Here is a 25561-nt window from a genome sequence, read left to right as displayed (position 1 = left end):
TTTATTCCTCCCAAAATAATTCATCCAATGTTTTATCGAGCACTTTACATACCGCAATGCATAATTTCAGGGATGGATTATAGTCGCCGTTTTCAATCGCATTCATTGTCTGTCTCGTAATACCGATTGCCTCGGCCACTTCTTTTTGCGACATATCCTTCGCTGCACGCGCAGCCTTGATCCGTAAATTCTTCGCCATCGGAAACCTCCTGTTGAAGAAATTATACGCAAAATCAGCATTTAATGTCAAATATATCTGACACAAAGTAAACTATATCATTACTTTATTCCAACAAAAAAAGCAGTAGAATCTCTCCCACTACTTCTCTTCCTTCAATAAGGTTCGCGAATAAGCCAAACCAACAACTCCGACAATCGTAAATAAGATCGCCCGTACCAAAATCGAAATACTAGCCAGATCAATGATAAAGAGCTTCAACACACATACAACAATCAGCCCTGCACCGATGAATTTAACCGGCTTCCACTGCAACTTGCCACCCGCGCTAATGGATAAGAAAGCAAAAGCAAACAGCAGAAATGTGTGAACAAATAAAATGTACTCTAATTCCCACGCATACACTTTGGCAATAGCGAAAAACCATTTATTCAAGAAAATAAAATAAATGATTTGCATCAGAACCGCTAACCCCGAGATACCAACCTTCAACTTTTCCTGTGTGACATAAAACCGATCCTTCACAATCGCGCCGATCAAAGCAGTGAGCACTGCCACATAAGCAAACTGGACAATTAAATTGAACAAAAACTCGCAGTGGCGATTAGACGCGCCCACGCCCCACAGCACTACCCCGAAAACTGTGACTAGAAACAACAGGACTGCCCCATGCGCTATATACAATCCCCTTTGCCACCTATGCAAAACATACATCGCGCATAGTACCACCAGTAACACAAACCATTGAACATGCAGCTCCGTAGTAAACGACAAAGAAGTACTTGCCAACCACAATCTCGTTAATTTATTGACATAGATCAACACAAACACTTGACCAATGATTAAACTTCTATCGATCACGACCGTTTTTCCGACTAAAAATCTAGGCGTATATCGATAGACCGTGTAAAATAACCAACCAACTGAAGCAAGAAAAACCAGCCAGACAATATGCTCCAGCGACCAAAACGTCTCAAAATACATTCCCGTTAACACGTTAGGAATCGTAAATAGATAAATGACCGAACCCGTCACAACCGTCCGCACGGTCCGATAACGTAAACCGATCCATATACCCATGGTCCCATTTAAAATTAGTAGCAGCAAAATAACCCGTTCATCCTGCAAATCGAAGGCGAGGATGAACACACAAACCGCAAATAGCGCGACAGCAGACAACACGCCCCGCAGCGCACTGTCCTTCTTCCAAAACGAATAGATTGCAAGTGCACTATACAGTAAGGCAAACAAGCCATAAACCGTCACTTCCGGCACATGATCCAGCATCTTCACCCAACCGATTGTCATCACAAAATTCGTATACAACAGCGCTTCCGAAAAAACACTTTTAGAAATACTGCCTCTCAAATAGAAGAAAAGAAGTATACTATGTTGAATTAACACCGTCCCAACCAGTATCCACTCTTCCCCATACACACCATCCAGAACCGCGTAAAAGAACAAGGTGAAGTGAAATAATAAGAACATCACATAGAAAGTAATCTTATGCTTTTGACTAATCGACACATAAAACAGCGATAGAAATAATAGTAGAATATACAAACAAAATTGAACCGCAGTAGCTCCTGTCCCCTCCAATAAAAAGGGCAGTAAAAACCCCGCAATTCCCGAAAAGATTGTCAACGTTTCAGATTGTGTCTTTCTCGACAACAGCAAGCCCGCAATAATGTATGCTACGCCTATAACAAAGGCAGCCATAAAACTCAAATAGCCATACAGATGATGCGCCGCAAACGTCGTCAAAATCCCAAGCCCGATAAAACCGCCCAACAACGTCAACCCAAACCCTTTTTTGCCACTCGTATAATAGCGCATCCCTAAGTAGTAAAGTAGAATCGTCCCTGCATAACCCAATGCTACCCGCACAGCAGTCGTAATAAAACCATGATCCATGCCAACTTTCAGTCCCCACAATACACCCAACAGAAGGATAAACATGAAAACACGCGGCAACCAAGTACTCAACACTTTTTCTAGATCAAACTCTTTCTTCACGGTTGGTTGACTAGGAATCTCCCGTTCAGGCTCTCGCTTCGCAATAACCGGCTTATCAGGAAATTGCTTCGTTTTCGCTACCTGAATCGTGGGTGCAGGCTCTTTCATAGGATTTGACGCCACCCCTTGCCGAGCCAATTGCTGCTTTAACAACGCCACTTCCTTTTCTAAATCGGACACTCTTTCCAGGACTTTCTGCAACTCTTCATCCAACATACTCACCCCTTTACCAGTTGCTTTTCCAAAATCATAGCATACTATCAAAATATACTGACAACCACAACAAAAAAATGAACCATTCTTCCCTGTCTAGAAAAATGGCTCTCTTATCGTATGAATGACTTAAGCTAGCAATCGGACCACTAAACTTTTCCATAACCCCATCCGGACTGGCTGTCGTTCTTGCTTCCCTCGGACTTTCGTTAGGTATGATTGCAATTTCCCTTCAAACACTTGCGTTAAGCAAGGCACGTTTGTAAAATGATGCGGTTGGACGAGATTTGGCTTAATCGTAAACATCGGTACTCCGCCTTCATTCACAATAGTTGCCACAAATTGCGAACAGAAAAATGCATGTTCACGTTGAATTTTAACGTTAAAGGCTACGCCAAATAAACCGATAAAATTATATTTATAACGATCTTTATTTTGCTCGATAAAACGAATTTTCTGGCGCATCTTTTCATATTCCCCATCACTGACAGGACATCTGAACACTGCGCAATTCGCATCCCTAAATATACCTTCCGAAACATTTTCCTGAACAAATCCACCAATAAAAGGATTATGTGGTTGTTTGCGTCCGAAACTGTACATCTCTGTCAATCCCTCATCAAAAGCGATTGACGCATGATTCAAATCTTTTCGGGTGTACATGCCGATCGCTTTTGACAGCAACGTGCCCGTATCCGTTAAGACAATATAAATTGTTTTTCCCATGGCGATCGCCCCCTCACGCTCTCTTACCGTTACACCCATTATGTACTTTCCAACCATTATGCTAAACCGGCTGCGGATGGAAACTGTCTAAGCCCCAGGTCTTAGTTCGTGATACGGGGATTCCAGACAGTTGCTGGTAATCTTCTCACTTAATTATACGTTTGCGTGTAGGGCTAAGTTTCATATTCTCCACTTAATTCGGAACTAATTAAAACGCAGAGCGTATAATCTCGCTTACTCTGCGGATTTGTATTAACTTTATATCAAAAAAGGAGAACAACTTAGCTCTCCCCTGATTATTACTCACTTTTTTAGATGATTTCGTCTCGCATACTCCCCCATAGCCCCACACATAAACTCCGCCAGCCCCTCCCCAAACTGATCAATATTTTTGGTAAACCGCTCATCGGCAACATACATTTCGCCGAGTCCTTTAAATGCCTCTAACGAATATTCACCCATCTTATTCAAAAACTCAAACCACTTTGCAATCCCCGCTTGTGCTTCATCCGAAGCCGGATCAAGGTGTCTCAAGCTCGCCAAGTTAAAATAAATACGGTTCATCTCTTCCCCTAATTCCGGTCCAAACTGCCCCGCCTTTTTATTCGCCTTATCTACTGCCTTATCACCCCAGCGATCTCTCGCCTCTTTTTCATATGGATTATGGCTAAAATCGAACCCTTTAAATTTCTCTTCGTTCGTCATGATGATCTCTCCTTTTTCATGTTGAATGGTCTTCTCAATTGTCTCGATGACCCGATCCAGCCTCTCGCGCTCCTCAATCAGCATTCTGCGTTGCATTTCCAATGCTTCTTGACGGTCAAATGAAGGACTATCCAACAATTCTTTGATTTTCTTCAAAGAGAAGCCGAGTTCACGAAAGAATAATATTTGCTGCAACGTCGCCAGATTATCGTCGGAATAAAGCCGGTACCCTGCTTCTGTCGTATCATCCGGCGTGAGCAATCCGATGTCATCATAATGATGGAGTGTGCGCACACTGACACCGGTTAACTGTGCTACTTCTTTCACTTTCATCGTTCGTGGCCTCCCTTCAAAAACAACTATAGAGCATGACGTAACGTAAGGGTCAACATGAAAAAGAAGATATTTATACTCTTTTCCACTGGTTATTGATTCAACAACTCATATATCATTTTTGCCGAACTTTTTGATAGCGTGTAGATCGTATGCGTATCATTTGTATTCATAATCGTTCCATGTTCTTCACCCATCCATAGAAAGTAGGCCTCGTCTCCAAATTCCACTCTATAATCCGGATCTGCCATATCAACGATACCTGGTACTCTTTCAGCGCTATGGAATGCCTCCGCAAAAGTATTCTCAACTTTAGTATCTGTAAAGGTAATCAATGAATTTTTACGAATTTCCGCAAAGCTTTTCATCTCGTAAATACTTACTTTTTCATCCTCCATACTTGCCCCTGCCGAACATCCACTCATGAAAAGAACGCCCATGATCAGTCCTAAAAACAACTTCCTCATTCAAAACACCTCCGTTAACTAATTAGTCCCCTCCAATCAAATTAAGTTTCATAATTGTTCTTACTTCAACCACAAATAGAAAATCATCGCATACGCCAGTTTTTCATCGTCTGAAATATGTATGCCCAATCGCATATGTTCATGATGCGCTGTGCTTTGAAATGCCGGTTTCATCGCATGTGGAAACACGCCAAAGCGGTATGACGCGGTCATGCTGCCTTCTTCATCTTTCACATCGATGTCGCCCGCCATGTTTTTGGCTTCTAGTTCTCGCCAGACTGAACCGTCTGTGTGATAGAGGACCCCACGATTTTTGAGCGCGGATTTGGATAGGTGTTGGATATAGGTACCGATTCGCGTTCCATCCGGTTTCATTAATGTGAGTTCGGACCGTTTCAAATTATCTTTGATAGTAAACGTTGCGATCGGTTGTCCTTCCATATCGGAAATGGCGTAGTGCACGGGAATGACAAACCCTTTTTCAAACAGGTCAAAAACCGTCAGCCACTTCGACATATTGTCTGCTGATGTCTCTATTTTAAATACAGGTTCGCCATTGGCATCCACATTGTAAACCTTCGGCAAAAATGAGGGGACCCGCTGAAAAATCAATTCGTTTAGACTTTCCAAGTTCAACCTGCTTTCCCCTGGACTACTTGTATCATTGCTCAGTTTTTCATATGCATTTTTGAAATAAAACCCGGCGCCAATGGAAATCACTGCAAATAGGAAAGCGTACCCTAAAATATCGCCATTTGTTGCAAAGTCCTTATAACCGAAGAAGTAAAAAATGATTCCGAAAATCGCGGCACCAATGCCACCAATAAAACTGACTTTCGATGTTTTCTTATAAATTTCTTTCATTTCCCTTTGTCACCGTCCCTTTCCTCTATATTGCCTTATTTGCTTGCATCCTTGAAGTGTTTGATTGCATTCAAACTGTATTTGGTTGCACTCATGTCTGTTTTACTTACACTCATCGGCAAGTTGGTTGCATTCCGGGACTTTAGCACCCCGAAACTACAACTAAGGGATTGTCCTTTCCAATGCCACAAAAAAAGTGAACCCCGAAGAGTCCACTTTTTCCACTTATTCAACGATGACATCCGTCTCGATTTTATCTCTTCTATTGTGCTTCGCTTTCACAAAGAATAATACTGTCAAAATAGCGGTCAATACGATTCCGACAATGAAGGAAACGTTCAAGTCCAAATTGAATCCAATCTTCTGATTCAGGATATAGACGAATACCATATAGCTAATGAATAGCGCAGGTATTAATGAAACAAAATAATTTTTCCCTTTAACATATAAATACATGGTTGCGATCCACAAGGCAATGGCCGCCGTTGCTTGGTTGGCCCAGGAGAAATATCTCCATAGAATATTGAAATCAATTTGCGTCAATAGGGCCGATACTACAAATAATGGAACAGCGATCATCAATCGTTTCGCAATTTTTTTCTGATCGATCTTCAAGTAATCTGCAATAATCGAACGTGCCGCACGGAATGCTGTATCCCCAGAAGTAATCGGAAGGACAATCGCACCTAATACTGCGATCGTACCGCCAATAGCACCCAATAACGTCATGGATACTTCATTGACAACTGCTGAAGGTGTACCTGTCGCAATGAATTCGCTCAATGTTTGTCCATCCAACATACTCATCGCCGCAGCAGCCCAAATCATCGCAATCACCGCTTCGGCAATCATCATGCCGTAAAATACATAACGTCCTTGTGATTCTTTTTCCACCGTTCTGGAGATAATCGGTGATTGTGTGGCATGGAAACCGGATAAGGCTCCACATGTTATCGTAAAGAATAGAATTGGAATAATCGGCACGTTATCCGGATGTAAGTTCACCAATGTTAATTCCGGAATTGTATAATCCGAGAATAATAACGCCACGCCAACGCCGAGTGTTCCGATTAAAAGAACAGCACCGAAGTACGGATAAAGACGTCCGATGATCTTATCGATCGGAAGAATCGTAGATAGGAAATAGTAAATGAAAATAACCATAATCAGTATCCACAAAGCGATTTTCCCATCCACTAATATACTTAATAAAGAGGCTGGTGTCGTCACAAATACCGTCCCGACCAACAGTAGGAGCAACAAGGCAAACAGATTGACAATATGCTTGGAAACCGTACCCAAAAACTTTCCAGCTAGTTCTGGAATATGTGCCCCCTTGTTTCGAATGGAAATCATACCCGTCAAATAGTCATGTACAGCCCCCGCAAAAATAGCACCAAAAACAATCCACAAAAAGGCGACCGGACCAAAGAGAGCTCCCATAATCGGTCCAAAAATAGGACCTGTCCCTGCTATATTCAGTAGTTGAATCAGCGCATTTTTATGTTTGTTCATCGGCAAATAGTCTACACCGTCGGCATTTGCATAAGCCGGTGTTTTTCTGGAATCAGTCGTACCAAAAAGCTTTTCGATAAATTTTCCATACGTAAAATAACCGATTACTAACAGTAAAATCGAAAGAAAAAACGTAACCATCCTAACACCCCTATTTCCCCAAAATTGCATGTATGCGTATACAGTCAGTTTAGGGGAAATGTTCTAAATAAGGGGATTTTCGTCGCAACATGTAAGATTAGAAGGTTAACAAGTCGATAGGCGGAATTAACATGCAGGCATCCCTTCATAATTCCAGCCGTTGCCGCAAATCCTTGACATAATTTCTGCTGACGGAAAGCTTTGTATCAAGACCTTCTAGTTCAAGCTGATAAGCCCCATTAAACCATGGTGTTAATCGGCTAACATACATTAAGTTGACGAGATAACCTTTATGGATCCGAAAAAAAGAAAAAGGTTCCAATCGACTTTCAAGCTCTTTTAATGTGGTCCGCACTTCATATTCTTGTGTATGGGTTATGATTTTGGTCACTTTCTCATCTCGATACATATATAATATTTCTTGTGGAAGGAGGTAATTGATTTCTCCGTCTGCTTCCACTGCCAATTTTCCAAGCATTCCAGACGAATCGACGGGCATAGCCGGAAAAAGGACCTTCTCAATTCTGTCAATAGTTTGCTTAAGCTGTTCCTCATCATAAGGCTTTACTAAGTAATCGACGGCATTGATCCGAAAAGCTTCAGCCGCAAATTGCGGATAGGCAGTGGCAAAAATGATCAGCGGCACTTTTTTTAGCTCGACCAATGATTTAGCTACTTCTAACCCGTTCATTTTAGGCATCTCCACATCCAAGAACACCACATCAGGCTGTAACTGCAATGTTTTTAAAACGGCAGCTTCTCCGTTCTCCGCTTCTCCTACGAGTTGTATGCTCGAAAACTTCCCCAACAAATACGCTAATTCTTCACGGGCGTAGCGCTCATCATCGACGATCAATGTCCTGACTGTTCGCATCGATCTCTCACCTCCATTTTAGGTATTCGGAAAGATAGGGTTGTCCCTTCGTTTCGTTCGCTAGTGATGGACAAAGCGGCTTGGTCTCCAAATGTCATCATTAGGCGACGATTGATGTTGTAAATGCCCATCCCGGTTCCGGTTTCGGAATCGACTTTGTCCGATCCGATCATCGCAATCCGTTCAGGCGAGATTCCTTTTCCGTTGTCCTCGATCCGGATTTCGATTTCCTGATCGACACTTTGGATGGATATTTTAATTATACAGCCATGCTCCATATCTCGAATTCCATGATGAATTGCATTTTCTACAAGCGGTTGTAAAGTAAAGGGAGGAATCTGTTCAGCCAATAATCGATCATCCACATCGTACAGGATGGTCAGCCTATCGATGAATCGTGCTTCTATAATTTCCAAATAGGCTCTCACATGCGATAATTCCTGTTTTAAAGATATTTTTGAAACGGTCGTCCCTGTCACATTTTGCCGTAAAAAATAAGACAGGGAATTAAGCAATTTACGTGCCTGATCGGGATCCGTACGAATCAATGACACAATTATATTCATTGAATTAAATAGAAAGTGCGGATTGATTTGTGCTTGTAATGCTTTGATTTCGGCTTCCTTCGCCAATTGGTACGCATGATCAGTCTCCGCAATTTCAAGTTGGTTACTTAATAATGAACTTAACCCATCTATTAATTCCATAGTGACGTCTGTGATGACTTTTTCGGATGGATAATAGAGCTTTAATGTACCGACCGTTTCGCCACGTTGAACAAGCGGTGCAATGACAGCCGCTCCCAACGGGCAGTCTGCATAATCACAATGGATGGTACCGTCATTTACGACAATAAGCTCTCCACGTTGAATGACTTCTTTCGTTTTCTCTGTTCTGATTGGACTATTGATTTGATGATGATCGCTGGCGATGCCGATATGCGCCAGTATATGTGTTTTATTTGTAATGGCAACCGCACTCGGCTCCAGTTCACGATAGAGGATCGTACAAACTGCTTGAGCCGTATCGTTGCTCATGCCCTTTCGTAAATAGCCCAGCGTCTGATTGGCGATACGCAATGTTTTTTGCGCCTGAAGAGCTGTCACTTTCTCTTGTTCATGCATAACGTTATGGACAATTAGCAGAAAAAGAGCCGTCCCCACACCATTGGCCAAAATCATCGGTATGCCAATCACTTCAACCAATGCAAATGCTTTGTCAAAGGGTTTGGACAGCAGCAGAATGACACTCATTTGCATCGCCTCAGCCAATGCTCCGATGCCGAACACAGTCAGCGGCGTAAGGTCTTTTCGTTTCCGGTAAACAACGCCAGCCAGTATTCCTGCAACAATTGTAGAAAGGCCGCAAGAAACTGCTGTAAACCCGCCCAAGGTCATGCGATGAATACCCGCGATCAATCCGGCGCCAATCCCTAAACGGTACCCTCCTAACAAACCTGCGACAACCACGCCAATCACCCTAGAATTGGCGATGGCTTCTTCCTTTGCCAATTCCATTTCTACACTATTGAAATGGAAGGTATTCGTATTAAATGCAACGCCAAAATACGTGCCAGCAATGCCAAAAAAACCGAAAAACAAGATCGCTATGAATTCCTGTTTTCGGCTCAGCTTAACGTGATGAACCATATCTTTGAAAAAAGGAACGCGCGTCAAAATGAAAGCGACCGCAATAATCAATCCGACTCTTTCCAACATCACGACCAGTAAATCGAGCAATGCAATCCCTCTTCCCGATATATCTATTTCCCCACTCTTTAACATATAACAACAAATCAATACGGTATGGAGTTCATTCTCACGATTGAATATGCTTTTCAAAGCCTCTCCATTTTAACACTATACGTTTTACTACCGGAAGGATTCTAATCGTTTTTTCCAACTGACGCGAGGGCGAACTACTGTCACAATAAAAAAGTGAACCCCGAAGAGTCCACTTTTCTCCCTAGTTAAACACTAACATCGGTTTCGATTTTCTGTTGTTTATTACGCTTTGCCCTGACAAAGAACATCATTGCCAAAATGGCAGTCAGTACGATTCCGACAATGAAGGAAACGTTCAAATCCAAATTGAACCCGATCTTCTGATTCAGAATATAAACGAATACCATATACGTAATAAACAACGCTGGGATTAGCGAGACAAAATAATTTTTCCCTTTGACAAATAAATACATCGTCGCAATCCACAAGGCGATGGCCGCTGTCGCTTGGTTCGCCCAAGAGAAATATCTCCACAAAATATTGAAGTCCATTTGTGTTAATACTGCGGAAATCGCGAACAAAGGAAGCGCGATCATTAAACGTCTTACAATCTTTTTCTGGTCCATCTTCAAGTAATCCGCAATGATCGAACGTGCCGCACGGAATGCCGTGTCGCCTGATGTGATTGGCAGGACAATGGCACCCAATACCGCAATTGTTCCACCGACCGCACCTAATAACGTCATAGATACATGTTCGACGACGGAAGAAGGCGTTCCCGTTGCGATGAATTCACTCAATGTTTGCCCATCCAGCATACTCATCGCTGCCGCAGCCCAGATCATCGCAATGATTGCTTCGGCAATCATCATGCCGTAAAACACATAACGGCCTTCCGATTCTTTTTTAACTGTCCTTGAAATAATCGGGGATTGCGTCGCGTGGAAACCGGACAGTGCCCCGCATGTAATTGTAAAGAATAGAATTGGGAAGATCGGCAAGTTATCCGGATGCATATTCGTAAGGGTCAATTCCGGAATTGTGTAATCGGAGAACAGTAAAGCCCCTCCGACACCTACTGTTCCCACCAACAATAGCGCCCCGAAATACGGATAGAACCTACCGATGATTTTGTCAATCGGAAGTATAGTCGATAAGAAATAATAAATAAAAATAGCAAGAATTAAGATCCAAATGGCCACTTTCCCATTAAATACAATACCTAATAGCGCAGCCGGCGTTGTGACAAAGACTGTTCCTACTAATAATAAAAGCAGTAAAGCAAAGAGATTGACGATATGTTTCGATACATTCCCTAAAAACTTCCCAGCCAATTCCGGAATATGGGCGCCTCTATTCCGGATGGAGATCATCCCTGTTAAATAGTCATGTACCGCCCCAGCAAAAATTGCTCCGAACACAATCCATAAAAACGCGACCGGGCCAAACAAAGCCCCCATAATCGGACCGAAAATCGGACCGGTTCCCGCAATATTCAAAAGCTGGATCAATGCATTTTTTTGCTTGCCCATCGGCACATAGTCTACACCGTCCGCATTCGCATAAGCGGGCGTTTTTCGCGATTCGATCGGACCAAACAGCTTTTCAATGAATTTTCCATACGTGAAATAAGCGGCAACTAACAAAACGATGGCGAGGAAAAACGTAATCATACGAACACCCCTATTCCGCTAGTATTGTTCCCGTACTTCAATCGTCACAAGTGTCCTCTTCCAATTAGAAGTATGAATGACTTTACTGTTTGAAATCATCCTTTCCCAATCCATTCATATACCTTTAGTCTATGACAGATTTTCGAAAGTAGAAGTCGGGGAATCCATCCACATATGAACACGGTGAAGCATTAAAATAAAGTTTGACCATTTGGAATAAGGTCAGATAATTTATTGAAAAGTTTGATACAATTGCATTGACAAGATGGATTATGACAATTCAACAAACGGGCCATATTGTTGAAGTTTAAAAAGTATTTGAGAAAGAAAACAGGAAGCTAGTCGTTTAATAAATTACATTTATTTTTCATGCTAACCTTAGTCTTTTAGAAGATTTTCAATGCTGACACACGTATAAGGGAGAAAATATGAACGCTATTTTGAAACAATTAACTGAAATTGAAGCCGACTTAAAAAAGCCATTTCCTACTAGAGATATTAATAAAATATGTGAAGACTTACGAACAGAATTTTTGAATTTATCCCGTGAGGTGGATTTCTATGAAGATTTTCGTTATTACTGTGTGAACATAGCTGGAACGTTAAGTTATGTTTTAGGAGATAAGACAAATCAAATTCCACAAGGACAAATAGACATGCTATATAAATCTTTTTTTGAATACCATTATCAATATGAATTTTTTGAAGACCGAATAGCAAACTATAACCATTTCTTTCAGGAGTATAAAACCTTTGAGCAAGCAAGAAAATTGTTATTACAACTGTTGTCCAATGACTATTTCCCATTAAATCGACCGCAAAAAACATTTTTCATTTCGGAACTTCTACCAATTGATTCGGAGTCAAATTTATTACCTGAATTACATACAAACGGAAAACGTAGCAATTAGCGAAGAAAATATAACAATAATGAGAGAGACTAACGGAGAAGTTTGTAAAGGATACAAACAATCTTAAAAGTACAGTTGCTTTATAAGTTTGTGAAAAAATGCACTTCAATAAACCGGCGCGATTGTTTAAGATCAACAGTAGAAATGATCAAACTTTATTATAAAAATTGCATAGTATTTCACACAGAATTAACCCGTTTTGATCAATCACTTTTCAAAACGGGTTCTTATCGTTTAACTTAAAATGCGGATTTTTGAGATATTTCTTATCAAACTTTATTCCAAACCAACACAAGGAACTTTTCTGTTGCCCATTCGCATAAAAAAACGTTTGCGAACATACCGTACGCAAACGACTTTTCACTTGATAAATTCTATAAAATCCGATACGCCTGCCTTACTAAATCTTTTATTTTTTTGGACGAGCCATAGATTTCTCGTCATTTTTATCCCAGCAATCTCGACTTGGTGCAAGAAACCTTGTTCCAATTCCCTAGTCACCGTCAGCTTAGGTAAGATACTGATTCCCAGCCCAGCCTCTACGGCACTTTTGATCGCTTGTGTACTTCCGATCTCCATATAGCTTTCGATCTTTTCTAAGATTCCGTACTCCCTTAACGTGTTTTCCACAATCAGGCGTGTCCCTGAAATGGCTTCACGCCAGATCATCCGCTCATTTGCCAGTTCTTGAATTTGGATTTCTTTTCTGTCTTTCCACGGGTGATCGGATGGACAAACAAGCACCAATTCATCTTCGGCAAACTTCTCCACCTTAAAAGCATTGTCCTCCACCAAGCCTTCAACCAAAGCCAGATCAATCACATCATTCGATAACTCCTCCAAAACGCGAGGGGTATTATTAATGGATAACGTCACTCTTATATCCGGCTTCTGCTTCTTAAATCTACCTAATAAGCTTGGCAGAAAATACTCGCCAATGGTCAATGATGCACCGACTGTGAGATGGATATTTGACTCTCCTGTTAGTTGCTGAATGACTTCTTTTGAATGGTTAAAGTCATTGACAATCGCTTTGGCAAAGTGATATAAAATCTTTCCCGTTTCAGTCACTCTCAATTTCCCTTCCGAACGGTCGAACAACAAAGTTCCATAAAAATCTTCCAATTGATGAATCTTTCTTGTGATCGCAGGCTGAGAAACAAAGCTCAACCTTGCTACTTGGCTTATACTTCCCTCATCCACAACTAGACAAAATATCTTGAGATTTTCGATGTTCAAGTGAATGACCTCCGAGACTTTTTACACCTCTTCATTATACATGATGGGAACAAATACGGGATATCATGGTACACTAGTATTTATCAAAGCGATTATGGAGGAAGATTCATTGACTACTACACAAACGATGTCGATCCACCGTGCTTTAACTGAATTAAAGACCTTGAATGAGCGGATACCAAAAACGATCTATGAAGCTGATTTTATTGCAACAGATCGCAAATCGGCACAGAAAATCAAAGGCATGTCCATCGAGGACTATGAAAAAACAATCCAATCCGCTTTTGACAAAGCCTCCGCATTGATTGAACGGCGTATTCAAATTAAAGACGCTATTGTCCAATCGAACGCGATTACAGAAGTCGTCGTAGCTGGTGAAACGATGACGGTCGCTAAAGCGATCGAGCGCAAGGTTTCCATTGAACATGAAGAAAGACTATTGGCTTCCATGATTGAATCGCGTAGAACAGCGATCAATAAACTGACAAAAGAAAATGATTCCCTTCCTAAACGGTTGGAAGAATATTTAACAGCTATTTTAGGGAATAAAGAACATGCCAAAAAAGAGGAAGTAGAGCTGCATACAAAGTCATTTATGGAGCGCAACGAATACGTTTTAATCGACCCGTTGAAAATCGATAAACGCATCGAAGAGCTCGAAGAAAAAATTTCAAGCTTCAAATCGGAAGTCGACGCAGTCCTCTCCGAATCAAATGCAATCACGAAAATCACGGTTTAACGAACAATCCATCAATTGCATGCGTATTCGAAAACGATATCCACAAGACCCTTCTTTCGTTGGCATTTCTTTGGGTGAATAAGTAAAGCCAACACTCAACTTACAATCTAATGGTGTACTAATTGACGATAAAAGCTCAAGGCTTAACGCTCAAAGTTGTAAAACTTACGCCTTAAAGTTCTTTACTGTTTAAAGTTTACCGTTCAGCGTTCAAAACTCTTTCAAATCTTGGGTTACCAGTTACGGGATTCTTGTGTTCGCCCATCGTCATCTGCCAAGCTGAATACTTCGTGCAATTCGTACATAAAGTGAAAATCGGTAAGGGAGATAATCCTTTACCGATTTTTTATCTACGTAGTAAGCTCCGCCTCATTACCGCGGAAAAATCCGTTCTCCACGGTTATGCAATTCAAATGACTCCTCGGCATCATCCCATTTTACATGTACTTGGATGATCTCATCTTCCCCTACTTTTGCTCCTGTTGAACGTCCACGACTTGTAAAGACAATCTCAGTCAGGGGTTCATCGAATTCCATATCGCTTAACCCACTACTTGTGTTTGTTTCATAGGAATATCCAAGTGTTTTTACAGAGGCTAGTTCCTCCAAGGTTCCTTTGTATTTTAACGTAAAGATATGGTTACCTTCATTCGAATAGGTGACAATATCATTCTTTTTTCCCCATTTCTCTGTTCCTTGCACGAAGTATTCTGCTATCCAATGCTCACTTTCTCCTGTAAAAGAATAGTCATAGTCGCTAACTTCTTGATTGGAACAAGCCGTTAGAAATAAAACTGTCAGCAAAGCTGTCAGCATTTTTCTCAACAGAACCCCTCCCTCAGTGTCTTCTTAGTGTATGAGCCTTGATTGGATATAGTTTCTGACTTCATCCACGTGATTGATTTCCCGCTTCGGGAGAATATAGGCACTGACTGAGCTATTGTACAAATAGATGTATCCGTCATCTTCTTTGAAACCGGTTATCCCGGACCAAGTCACTTTTGTTTCCCTCTGTGAAGAAGTATCGGCGATTCCTTCCTCCGTCATTTTCATGCAATGCTCGCCTAATAGTCCTTCATTCTTCCCTTCTTTGATCATTTTCTTCGCATTACGGGTAATGAGATTATAAAAATACTTTGGATAGAAAACGATCCATAGAATGCTCATAATGAAAAATGTGATAAACAACGGTAAAAAGGGCATGTCACTTATCGCCGAGTAAATATAGGCGATGAGAATAAAGAATAAGGGCGATAAAAACCGCTGCCATGTCAAAGCTTGTTTCCCTGTCTTTGAATTTTTGACATGGTATAAATTGAAGTGTATATAATCTTCTTCTGTTAAATTGTAGTTTATTTCCATTTCAATCTCCTATTTTGATAGTGTCTTTGTTGTTGAACTGCTTTCATTTCGAGCGGCGAGATGGTTACTGTCGTTTTTTTTGCACAAAGGAATAAATGAAAATAAGCAATGCAATGACCAGCCCCAAGCCCATGATTATGATGGAAATAAAACCATACGCCATACCAGCCCACTGACCAATGATGAAGATGCTGATGACCAGCAGCGTAATGCCCAATTGAAAGATGAGATACGGAACAAAATAACGTTTGTGTTTCCTGTGAAAAGATCTAAAATAAGCCCATCCGAAAATACACAAAGCGATGCTACCTATCCAAATGAGATACACCAATCCCATTATTTAACCTCCTTGGAAAAGACATTTGTTGCTGAGGAATTGCTAAAGATCAATTACGCCTCGGCGTAATTGCGTCGGGATTTTGAATTGCGAATCGAACAGCGAAGGGTTCGATTTGCCATATTTCTGCGTTTTGGCAGAAATTAAGGCACCTAGATAAGCGCAATTGATTCCTTTCAAAATCCCTGACATCCGCCGGAGGCTTAACTTGATTCAGCAGGGAGTTTAAACCACTCTGATTGAAATACATTCTGGCATTCATCTCGCGACTTATGGAAGTATAGGACTTCTGCTGAAGCAAGTTAAAGACTTCCAACTCCAACGTATCATACTTCTATTTCCTGAGCCAACTAACCTTCTAACATTGCTAAATAAGGAATCTCCCTCTAATGGTTTGATAAATGGACAGCAAATTATGGATTTGTTATAATTATGGTATCAATAGGATATAGTAAAAAGACCGCAACGGTGTTAGCGCATCGTCGCGGTACTTATAATAGCGGGTTCCCGTATGGGGGTCAGCGTCCACAGAGGAAATAATCCACCTGGAGCAGCCAACTCAAGGGTGGATTATTTCTTTTTTGACATGGAATACGCAAGTGCAAGCATCGCAACGATTAATGTTGAGAAGCTAATTGTAATCACCAGCGATTCAAATATAGTCAACATTGCAGCACCCCCTTTCAGTCATGGAATATACCGTGACCGGAACAAGTAACGGGGCGCTGACCACCCTTGAAGACCCTATTCTATTATTCCCCCATTATACCACACATGTGTTCTTATTAATACTCGACTAGGTAAAAACCGGTGCCTGTCACCACAAATCACTAGTACTCAACACTTCAAAATAATAAAAGCACAACCAAAAAAACAAACACGTTCTTTCAAACAGACTTGCTTGTTTGAAAGAACGTGTTTGACTGAGTCAGCTCCCATAAAAATGAAGCCAAGCCTCGTGGATGCCTTTCGCACAGTTCTTCTGTGCATGGTAGAGACGGGGATGGGGTTCAATCGTAGTCAACTCGGGTTGGGCATTTCCGACAATAACGGCCGGATAACCGAGGGTGAGCATGTCGAGGTCATTGCCTGAATCACCAGCGACGAGGACTTGGACGTCTTTGGGAGCGTACCTTTCAATTACATAGTTCAGTGCATTCCCTTTCCCGCTTTTTTCAGGTAACACATCGACGTCCCGATTGGAACTGATGATCATTTTATGAGGGATGCGGGCTTGGGCAAGCGCTTCTTCAAAGTCATGTACAGCGCCATCATTAGGTGAAAAAGTGAATGAAATGCGGCGATTATCTGGTAACGACTGTCTATGCAGTGCCGGGAAAGCTGAAGCCATTTCAACAATCCGTTTCGGCTGCCATCCGGCCTGCATTTGCCGCTTCCATTCTACATCCTCCGCTAGCTGTGCATCTCGGTAAATTGCCGTCCCGACATCTGTGATGAGGATGTCCGGCTGCGGCAAATCTTCTGCCTCAATAAGCGAAAGGGCGGACGCCAGATGTCTACCGGTCACATAGACAAATGCCACGTCATAAGGCAGTTCATCGTAATACAGCAACAGTGCCCGTAGCGCCTCCTGATCGCCCACCAACGTACCGTCTAGATCCGTCGCCAACATATGCGTTTTTCTTTTCATTCAACGTCACCTCATACAATTTATTTATTTTTCTCGAGAGCGCAGGCCATCTGTACTCTCTGTTGGCAAAGGCTGCCGCTGTCATGCCGAGCCGTTTGGCATATGTTTGATTGGTCAGTAATGTTTTCATGGCGGATGCCAGACTTTGCACGTCATTTTTTTCGATATGCAAACCGGTCATCCGGTTTTTCACTACTTCCTTCAGACCCCCTACATTCGATGCGATGACCGGGCATCCACAGGCTTGGGCTTCAGCTGCCACCATCCCGAAGGATTCATATTGGGAGGGAACAACGGTACCTGTCGCCCCGTTGAAAAGGGAAGCTAGCTCATTTGGTGATTGTCCTCCGATGAAATCGATCCGATTTTCCAGCCCCTCGATGGTGGCTCGTAATGCTTGATGTTTCGGTAATTTCTTGACAGTATCGACACTATTCGCATCTCCGCCTGCGATGAGAAGCTTGGCTGAATGGGGAACTTCATCTCGTTCAACAAGTCGGCGGAAAGCATGTAAGAGCGTATAAATCCCTTTTGTCTTTTCAAGTCTGCCGGCAAATGCAAAGTACGGGTTGCCGGCTACTTCTTTTTGCTTTTGCAAAGGTCGGAATGCATCGTCCACTCCGATGGCAACGACCGACATAGGAGCCGGATGGTTGACGAAGCTACGTATGAGATCAACCTCATTTTCCGTTGTCGTGATAATCTGATCCGCCGTGCTTAAAATCAGCTTTTCCGCAGACAATCGAGTCGGCTCTTGCACACCAGTGACCTGTTCTTTCGCTATACCTAGTGAATGGTTGGTATGAATCCATGGCATCGGATACTCCTTCTTCACAATCGAACCTAGTAGACCGGACAACCAATAATGGGTGTGCACAAGATCATAGGAGGCAAGCTGAATGGTATTTTTCATTTCGGCATAGAAATCGGGCAAAAGATTGAACATCTCATTTTTAGGTACATATTCTTTGCGGCCCGCCGCAATCCGGATAACACGGCAGGAATCGCCGAATACTTCTATTCTCGAATCAGCGGGATCTGCCCAATGGGTGACGACATCCACTCGGTTCCCCTCTTTTTCAAGCGCTAGCGCCAGCTGTTTGACATAATTATTTTGCCCGCCTGCTTGTTCGCTGCCTAAAGGTGCTAACGGATCGCCGTGATCTGAGATGAACAAAATTTTCTTCTGCAATTTACAAATCCCCTTTTCGTTTATGTTAATGGTAAATTGAATTTCGTTACTCATTCTGCAGGTTGGAAATCCTTTCATTTCGCATAAAGGTCCAATCAATTACGCCTCGGCGTAACTGCGTCCAGATTTTGAATCGAGCTTGAGGCCTGCAGGAAGCAGGTCATGCAGTCGTTGCGAATCGAACAACGAAGGGTTCGATTTGCCGTATTTCTGCGATCTTTGCAGAAATTAAGGCACTTTCCTTTTAGGACGTCGCGCACTTAGACTGCCTTCTTTAATCCTTTCAAAATCTGTGACATCCGCCGGAGGCTTTATCTTCGTTCAGCGGGCGTTTGGACACCCGCTGAACAGATAACAAAACCGGCATTCATCTCACCACCTATAGAGTTGGGAGTCTTCTGTAGCTGACGCTTCGCTTTCAGTACAAAAACATTTGCTGAATGAAGATAAAAAACAACCCCCAACACACTTCAATGTTGTGCTGGGGGTTGGTTTGTAGCTGTTGAATGTGTCGGTTAAACTACATTATTAGTCGTTGTCATGGCTGCGTTTGCCGCCTTTGCGACCTGCTTCGGAGCGGCTCATTTTACCTTTTCCGTTATTATCGTCATCATCGTTGTCGTTATCATTGTCATTTTGTCGAGCACGCGCTTCTCCGCCCTTTTGACCGATTTCTTCATAGAATTCTCGGTCATGATTCTTGGCAGTCGCCTCTCCGCCTTTTTTACCGATCTTTTCATAGAAGTCGCGGTCATGGTTTTCAGCTGTCGCTTCTCCACCTTTTCTACCGATCTCTTCGTAGAACTCCCGATCGTGGTTTTCAGCTGTCGCTTCTCCGCCTTTTCTACCGATTTCCTCGTAGAATTCTCTACCGTGATTCTTTGCCGTGGCTTCTCCGCCTTTACGACCTGCTTCCTCTACGGTCATTCCATTTTGGTTGTTGTTGCGATCGTTATCGTTTTTAGCCATTGCTGAATCTCTCCTTTAAAAAGTTTTGATCTAACACTCTCTTATATAGCCTAATCCGCACACCTAAAACGTTTATGACAGACTTGTAAGAATTGCAAAACACTTGTCATAATGTTATCGAAATATAATGTTTAAAGTGAAAGGGAGAGGGAATATTGATAAGGTTGCAGAAAAAGAAAAAGACTACAGTTCAACGATTCCGCCTGGTTCGTTGCACTGTAATCTCTATCGATCAAGTGATTTCTTCTATTTCTTTCTTTTTAAAAAAACTAAACTTTGTTTCCGAGAGTAGGATCGCCCCCAGAATGAGAACAGCCCCAATGATCATTTTCGTCGTCAATACTTCACTTAAAATGACAACCGAAAAGGCCATGCCCCAAAACGATTCGGTCGATAGAATGATGGCCGCTTTCGTTTCGGTAATGAATTTCTGTGCCACAGTCTGCAGTAAATAAGCAATGGTCGTTGAAAAAACACCAAGATACAGCAGTGGCAACAATCCTGCCGATTCGAGCGTAAACGATGTTTCCCCTTTGAAACCGACAACAGCCCATCCGATGACCGCCGCTGTGAACATTTGAATGATCGTGAGCAATACAGCATCTTCGTCTTTGACAAATTTAGCCGTGTAAAAGATATGGAACGCAAAGCCGACTGCACAGCAAAGCGTCAGTACATCCCCGATATTGATGACCGAAGATAATTTTAGCGACAGCACAGCAACGCCAATCAATGCGAGAATGGCCCCGCCCAATTCAAACAGATCGATTTTCCGTTTGTACAATAAAAAACCGATAAATGGGACAATGACAACATTGACCGCTGTTAAAAATGCATTTTTAGAAGGGGTCGTATATTGCAATCCCACGGTTTGAAGTGCAAAAGCAACATATAAAAAGAGACCCAATACGGTCCCTTTAAGGAGCGTGCTTTTCTTGATATGCTTTAATTTCCTATGGAACACCAAACAAAGGATAAGCATGCCGATTAAAAACCTACCCGCCAATATTTGATAAGGTGTGTAATGTTCCAAAGACACCGCGCTTGCTACAAATCCGCTCCCCCAAATAACGGCTGTAATCATCAGCCCGATTTCACCCATATATTTCTTCATCGATTCCCACCGCCATTTTTTCTTCAATAGTCCTATTATAGCGGATGAATGAGTTGTGTGAGTATTTCTTTTATTGTTCCTTTTTTACTTAAATGGACACTTTCTCCCGCCCATAGCGATAGAAAATCTCGTTTTCCTTGCTGCGCCGCCGCTTTGCGAATTTCTTTCGTCAAATCATTTTGATAAGGGTACGGCGCAATGATCGCTTCTTTCATCTGAAGGATGAATTGGTTGCGAATGCCGCGCGCTGTTTTACCCGAAAAAGCTTTGGTGAATACGGTGCATCCTTCATCCGCCTCCAAAACGGCTTGCTTATACACAGAATGGGCGCCACTTTCTTCAGCCGCAAGCAAGGCGGTCCCAATCTGAACCGCTTGTGCACCTGCTGCCAGTGCGCGGTCCATTCCTTCTCTATTCGCGATGCCGCCCGCTGCGATAACAGGAATCTGGACGGATGCGACAATAGCTGTAAGCAATTCGTATAGTGGGATGAACGTTAATTCCCCGGAAAACGATCCCCGGTGCCCACCTGCTTCGCTCCCTTGTGCGACAATGGCATCCATGCCCGCTTGTTCTGCCAGCTTCGCTTCTTCCACAGTCGTTGCTGTCCCAATAAGATACACATCATGCTCTTTCAGCAATCGAACCGTCTTTTCATCTGGCAAGCCGAATGTGAACGAACAAATCTTCACACCCTCTTCTACAACTACTCGGATTTGTTCATCAAATTCAGGTTCCGACAGCGGCGCTTTCCAAAATGGCATGCCAAGGTGCTTACCAATCGGTTGCAACGCCTCATAAGCTTCCCGTAAATAAGGCTGGTCCATCTTGACATTCTCCGGCACAAACAAATTGACCGCAAACGGCTTCTCCGTCCGCTCTTTCACTTCGCGAATAAACTGCCGTGTGTCCTCCGCCGTGAGATAACCCGCACCAATCGAACCGAGCATCCCCGCTTCTGCAGCCGCCGTCACAAATTCCGGCGTCGTCACCCCTGCCATTGGGGCTTGAATGATTGGGTATTTGATTGCTAGTAAAGTTGTGATCTGATTATCCATTTCCAATTCCCCCTGTCTGGTTCTCCCCTTCATGCTTTCAATGCATCATCATTATAAAAAACAAAGACAAAAAAATGATAAGAAATGTGTAAAATCCTCCCGCTATCTTCTGACTACGGTAATACCTGCCATCCTTCATCTTTTGCAGCAAGGTTACAAGATTTAAAAACCATAAGATACCGATGACTGGCGTAAGAATCCATAAAAACTCCAACAAGGCTACTCATCCCTTTTTCAAATGTATCTCAACTAACAAAACCTTCTGAAATTACCTCACAGTCAAGTATACCTGATTGCTAGCGGACTCGTCACTATCTCCGATAGTCCATACATCCCTATGCACAACGGGTTGATCAAAACATATATGACATAATTAGATGTTCCAATTATTATATCAGCACTTGAACTGGATTTATCGGCGATTACAAGACATATATCGGCGCCAAACCAGCACATATCAGCGAAACAGGACTATGGCCCCTCCTACTTTCATGCAAAAAAACCATAACCTTGTTGGCCGCGACATATTATTGAATCGATACATACCCCGTCTTCTCCACAATCTCTTGCCCTTGTTCCGACAAAACCCACTCGATGAACGCATCGATATGCGGGTTGTCACTCCCTGCAGTGACAGCATAAAATTCACTCGTAATCGGATAGTCACCGGAACGGATCGTTTCTTTTGTCGGTTCGACACCATTGACGGCCAATAAACGAATTTTATCGTTTTGGACCATTTCAGTGGAGTAAAATCGGAATGTAAAACCAATCGCATTGTTATAGTTTGTATAGGCTGACACTTGGTCGATGATTCCTCCCATAAGGTCAATCACATTGTCAACTGGAGGATCCATGATCGGTACATCCCCCATCAGTTTTTGAAGCGCTGTCTGACTACCGCTATCTTGGGGTCGTTGAAATGCGCGAATGGCTTTATTTTTACCGCCGACTTCTTTCCAATTTGTTAATTCCCCCGAGTAAATGCCTCTGATTTCATCCATCGTCAGATTTTCCACTTTATTTTTTGAGTTGACGAAAAAGACAAACGCTTCTTTACCAATAGGGGTCAATTTCAATTCTTTCCCGGCGCGTTTTGCTGCCGCCACCTGATCTTCGGAAGGTCCTGCTACAAAAATTAAGTCCACCTCGCCATTAATCAAATTTTCATAAGCGACATGCGTCATATTGGACATCACTTCACTGTCATACAAAGGATACGCATTCTCCGGATAGACCGCCTGCGCGAATGCTGCGTACATCGGATACAATGCAGTGGCGCCATCTAAAATCGGCAAATCCGCTTCCAATGCCAAAGTCGCGGGCTCATCCAACTTAACTGCTTTCGTCCCTTCCTCAAATGGCATATACTGATGCAAATCCACTTCTGCATCCCCGACACGATCTAATGATTGCTTGTACCAGTCCGACATCGCAAAGGATAAACCGACGACTGCAATAACCGCTGTCCCCCCGTAAAAAGCTTTCTTGCCGGATACGTGCCTAAACCAGCCAAACACTTTGAAGGTAAGCAGATAAACTAAAAAAACATAGAGCGCGATAATCAACGGAATGATATACATCATCCACGGAATGAATAAAAAAGAGCCAATCAACATCGCAAATGCCAAAATAAACGCTAGAATAATGATTACTGCAATATTCCCGATAACCGACAATATTTTCAAATGAACCCCTCCTATTCAAGTTATAAGTATGTAGATTTCCAGTTAGACCATCAATGTCTCCGATAATCATAGACCTCTTTCCGCACATCAAGTTGAACACCGTTGATCAATACCGTGTGTTGATCTATCCAAATAACATCGGCTGTCTCTTCGCGGTATTGCCAATAAATATTTTTCCGTTTATCTTTCTTTTTATGATAAACCACTTCCCCTTTAACAGCGTATGATACCGTCGCACCACCATTTGCTAAATAAGTGTTCACGGTATACTCACCATTCGGAGAAACCGTTTCGGTTAGCAACTCTCCCTTTGGTAAATGATTGAGACTCACAAAGAAATAGTAATAGAGACAAAAAAGAAAGACAGCACCCCCTGCCAATAACGCCAATCAATTACGCCTCGGCGTAATTGCGTCCAGATTTTGAATCGAGCTTGCTCGATTAACTCCTTTCAAAATCTGTGATATCCGCCGGAGGCTTTATCTTCGTTCAGCTGGCGTTTGAACACCCGCTAACAGGAAACAAAACCGCATTCATCTCGCCACCTAGAGAGATGGGAGACTTCTGCTGAATGAAGATAAAATCTTCAGCCCTTTACTGACCTTCATCGTCACACCCCCATGACATACAAGACGCCAAGCGTCATACAAATGTTTCCAATTCATATACCGATGCTGCCCCCATATCATTCATGTGCTACTAATAGTTGACTAATCAACCAATAGATCTATATAATTGACTAAGCAACTATTTAGAAAAGGAGCTAGTTCCATGCACGATCAAGTTTTTCATGATTATCTTCAGCTTTCAAGGCTGTTAGTCAATAAAATGAATGAACAGCTAACAGAAAATGAGTTTTACCATTCTCAATGGCTCGTCTTAAACTATTTAAAAAACTACGGGGCTTCTACACTCGTTGATATTTCCGACTACCTGCATGTGGAAAAATCAGCCATTACAAGAACGGTTAACCGATTGGAGCAAAATCAGCTCATCATGCAAATCCCCTCCGAAGACAAACGTCAACGAAAAATGCAGCTAACGGAGGAAGGCGAGGAAAAATTTGCATTAGGCCGTAAAACGGTGGAAGCAATTGAATCACAGGCCTTGCATGGCATATCGCAAGAAGAACAAAAACATTTTTTTGAGACGCTTTCTAAAATTAAATACAATCTTAACAATGGAGGATCATCCATTGAAAAACAATAAAATGATAAAAGATATCGTCAAATTCGTATTCGGCTTGTTTGCGATGGGACTCGGTGTGGCCTTGGTCACCAAGTCTCAATTAGGAACTTCCTCCATTACGAGTGTCCCCTATGTCATTAGTATGATATCTCCATTATCCCTCGGGCTATTAGTTCTTCTAACTTGTGCATTCTTTCTACTCATTCAAATTGTCATCTTAAAGAAGGATTTTCAAAAGAAACAATATCTCCAACTCATTGTCGGACCAATATTTGGACTTTTCGTCGATTTAGGGATGTATCTATTCAACTTTGTTAATCCAACGAGCTATATTGTGAAAGTTATTGCTTTGTTGCTAGGTTGTATTGTGCTCGCCTATGGAATCTATTTGCAGATTTCGGCAAAAGTGATTATCAATCCAGCTGAAGGTCTAGTCATTGTCATCGCTCAAAAACTCGGGAAGGAATTTGGCATCGTCAAGATCATCTTCGACTTCACTTTAATTTTCATCGCACTAGCCATTTCACTCTATTCGCTCGGCTCTGTACAAGGTGTCCGTGAAGGAACTATCATTTCTGCATTTCTTGTCGGTTATATCATTCGTATTTTTAATCGCATTGCACAACATGTCCGCAATAAAAAATTGGAGGTTCAGGAAGCGATCACTTCCTGAACCTTTCTGTT

Annotated in this window: 25 protein-coding genes; 4 read left to right on the top strand and 21 right to left on the bottom strand. The window is 42.3% G+C overall.

Features of this window, described 5'->3' with window-relative positions; translation table 11 throughout:
* Position 1: 1 nt before the first annotated feature.
* From MHZ95_RS15495 to MHZ95_RS15450, 10 genes are all read right to left on the bottom strand, one after another.
* Complete coding sequence (locus tag MHZ95_RS15495) at positions 2-199, bottom strand: helix-turn-helix transcriptional regulator (protein ID WP_239391694.1); 198 nt, start codon at positions 197-199, stop codon at positions 2-4.
* Positions 200-319: 120 nt separating this feature from the next.
* A complete protein-coding gene (locus tag MHZ95_RS15490; protein WP_239391693.1) occupies positions 320-2407 on the bottom strand; it encodes a DUF2339 domain-containing protein in 2088 nt (695 codons plus the stop codon).
* A gap of 129 nt (positions 2408-2536) precedes the next feature.
* Positions 2537-3133, bottom strand: a complete 597-nt coding sequence (locus MHZ95_RS15485) for a hypothetical protein (RefSeq protein WP_239391692.1) — start codon at positions 3131-3133, stop codon at positions 2537-2539.
* A 303-nt stretch (positions 3134-3436) separates the two neighbouring features.
* Positions 3437-4171 carry a MerR family transcriptional regulator gene (locus MHZ95_RS15480; RefSeq protein ID WP_239391691.1) on the bottom strand — a complete coding sequence of 245 codons (735 nt, stop codon included), beginning with the start codon at positions 4169-4171 and terminating at the stop codon, positions 3437-3439.
* A 92-nt stretch (positions 4172-4263) separates the two neighbouring features.
* Positions 4264-4638 carry a YhfM domain-containing protein gene (locus MHZ95_RS15475; RefSeq protein WP_239391690.1) on the bottom strand — a complete coding sequence of 125 codons (375 nt, stop codon included), beginning with the start codon at positions 4636-4638 and terminating at the stop codon, positions 4264-4266.
* Positions 4639-4698: 60 nt separating this feature from the next.
* A complete protein-coding gene (locus MHZ95_RS15470) occupies positions 4699-5502 on the bottom strand; it encodes a hypothetical protein (RefSeq protein WP_239391689.1) in 804 nt (267 codons plus the stop codon).
* Between the two features lie 225 nt (positions 5503-5727).
* Complete coding sequence (locus tag MHZ95_RS15465; protein WP_239391688.1) at positions 5728-7158, bottom strand: carbon starvation CstA family protein; 1431 nt, start codon at positions 7156-7158, stop codon at positions 5728-5730.
* A gap of 145 nt (positions 7159-7303) precedes the next feature.
* The gene (locus MHZ95_RS15460; protein WP_239391687.1) at positions 7304-8032 is read right to left on the bottom strand and encodes a LytR/AlgR family response regulator transcription factor; all 729 of its coding nucleotides are present in this window, start codon (positions 8030-8032) and stop codon (positions 7304-7306) included.
* Positions 8011-9771, bottom strand: coding sequence for a sensor histidine kinase (locus MHZ95_RS15455; RefSeq protein ID WP_239391686.1), 1761 nt, complete (start codon positions 9769-9771; stop codon positions 8011-8013). Before MHZ95_RS15455 ends, MHZ95_RS15460 begins: the two co-directional genes overlap by 22 nt.
* Before the next feature lie 230 nt (positions 9772-10001).
* Complete coding sequence (locus MHZ95_RS15450) at positions 10002-11429, bottom strand: carbon starvation CstA family protein (protein WP_239391685.1); 1428 nt, start codon at positions 11427-11429, stop codon at positions 10002-10004.
* A 428-nt stretch (positions 11430-11857) separates the two neighbouring features.
* Here MHZ95_RS15450 and MHZ95_RS15445 point away from each other — a divergent pair, with 428 nt between their 5' ends.
* A complete protein-coding gene (locus MHZ95_RS15445; protein WP_239391684.1) occupies positions 11858-12340 on the top strand; it encodes a YxiJ-like family protein in 483 nt (160 codons plus the stop codon).
* A gap of 360 nt (positions 12341-12700) precedes the next feature.
* On the opposite strand, the gene MHZ95_RS15440 is transcribed toward MHZ95_RS15445, so the two are convergent.
* The gene (locus tag MHZ95_RS15440; protein WP_239391683.1) at positions 12701-13579 is read right to left on the bottom strand and encodes a LysR substrate-binding domain-containing protein; all 879 of its coding nucleotides are present in this window, start codon (positions 13577-13579) and stop codon (positions 12701-12703) included.
* A gap of 109 nt (positions 13580-13688) precedes the next feature.
* On the opposite strand from MHZ95_RS15440, the gene MHZ95_RS15435 reads away from it, so the two are divergent.
* On the top strand, positions 13689-14318 hold the full coding sequence (locus tag MHZ95_RS15435; protein ID WP_239391682.1) for a hypothetical protein: 630 nt from the start codon (positions 13689-13691) through the stop codon (positions 14316-14318).
* A gap of 372 nt (positions 14319-14690) precedes the next feature.
* Here MHZ95_RS15435 and MHZ95_RS15430 read toward each other — a convergent pair whose 3' ends face one another.
* The 10 genes from MHZ95_RS15430 to MHZ95_RS15385 form a co-directional block, all read right to left on the bottom strand.
* Positions 14691-15134, bottom strand: coding sequence for a hypothetical protein (locus MHZ95_RS15430; RefSeq protein ID WP_239391818.1), 444 nt, complete (start codon positions 15132-15134; stop codon positions 14691-14693).
* Positions 15135-15167: 33 nt separating this feature from the next.
* Complete coding sequence (locus MHZ95_RS15425) at positions 15168-15680, bottom strand: YcxB family protein (RefSeq protein ID WP_239391681.1); 513 nt, start codon at positions 15678-15680, stop codon at positions 15168-15170.
* Between the two features lie 64 nt (positions 15681-15744).
* Positions 15745-16017 (bottom strand): YesK family protein, encoded by a 273-nt coding sequence (locus MHZ95_RS15420; protein ID WP_239391680.1) that lies wholly within the window; start codon positions 16015-16017, stop codon positions 15745-15747.
* A gap of 928 nt (positions 16018-16945) precedes the next feature.
* On the bottom strand, positions 16946-17668 hold the full coding sequence (locus MHZ95_RS15415) for an HAD-IIB family hydrolase (protein WP_239391679.1): 723 nt from the start codon (positions 17666-17668) through the stop codon (positions 16946-16948).
* Positions 17574-18860, bottom strand: a complete 1287-nt coding sequence (locus MHZ95_RS15410; protein ID WP_239391678.1) for a glycosyltransferase — start codon at positions 18858-18860, stop codon at positions 17574-17576. Before MHZ95_RS15410 ends, MHZ95_RS15415 begins: the two co-directional genes overlap by 95 nt.
* Positions 18861-19388: 528 nt before the next feature.
* Positions 19389-19829 carry a KGG domain-containing protein gene (locus tag MHZ95_RS15405; protein ID WP_239391677.1) on the bottom strand — a complete coding sequence of 147 codons (441 nt, stop codon included), beginning with the start codon at positions 19827-19829 and terminating at the stop codon, positions 19389-19391.
* A 232-nt stretch (positions 19830-20061) separates the two neighbouring features.
* Complete coding sequence (locus MHZ95_RS15400; RefSeq protein WP_239391676.1) at positions 20062-20943, bottom strand: DMT family transporter; 882 nt, start codon at positions 20941-20943, stop codon at positions 20062-20064.
* Between the two features lie 35 nt (positions 20944-20978).
* Positions 20979-22001 carry an NAD(P)H-dependent flavin oxidoreductase gene (locus tag MHZ95_RS15395; RefSeq protein ID WP_239391675.1) on the bottom strand — a complete coding sequence of 341 codons (1023 nt, stop codon included), beginning with the start codon at positions 21999-22001 and terminating at the stop codon, positions 20979-20981.
* 527 nt (positions 22002-22528) lie between these two features.
* Positions 22529-23689: a PstS family phosphate ABC transporter substrate-binding protein gene (locus MHZ95_RS15390; protein ID WP_255726802.1), complete on the bottom strand. Its 1161-nt coding sequence runs from the start codon at positions 23687-23689 to the stop codon at positions 22529-22531.
* 50 nt (positions 23690-23739) lie between these two features.
* Positions 23740-24078 (bottom strand): DUF5412 domain-containing protein, encoded by a 339-nt coding sequence (locus MHZ95_RS15385; protein WP_239391674.1) that lies wholly within the window; start codon positions 24076-24078, stop codon positions 23740-23742.
* A 382-nt stretch (positions 24079-24460) separates the two neighbouring features.
* Between MHZ95_RS15385 and MHZ95_RS15380 the strand changes: the two genes are divergently transcribed.
* Both MHZ95_RS15380 and MHZ95_RS15375 read left to right on the top strand, forming a co-directional pair.
* Positions 24461-24898: a MarR family winged helix-turn-helix transcriptional regulator gene (locus tag MHZ95_RS15380; protein ID WP_239391673.1), complete on the top strand. Its 438-nt coding sequence runs from the start codon at positions 24461-24463 to the stop codon at positions 24896-24898.
* Complete coding sequence (locus MHZ95_RS15375; protein WP_239391672.1) at positions 24885-25550, top strand: YczE/YyaS/YitT family protein; 666 nt, start codon at positions 24885-24887, stop codon at positions 25548-25550. The genes MHZ95_RS15380 and MHZ95_RS15375 overlap by 14 nt, the downstream gene beginning before the upstream one ends.
* Positions 25551-25561: the final 11 nt, after the last annotated feature.

This window comes from Sporosarcina sp. ACRSM (assembly GCF_022346545.1).
In the GTDB taxonomy this organism is placed as follows: Bacteria; Bacillota; Bacilli; order Bacillales_A; family Planococcaceae; genus Sporosarcina.
Note: the sequence above shows the minus strand (reverse complement) of the source record. Positions and strands in the feature narration are given on the sequence as shown.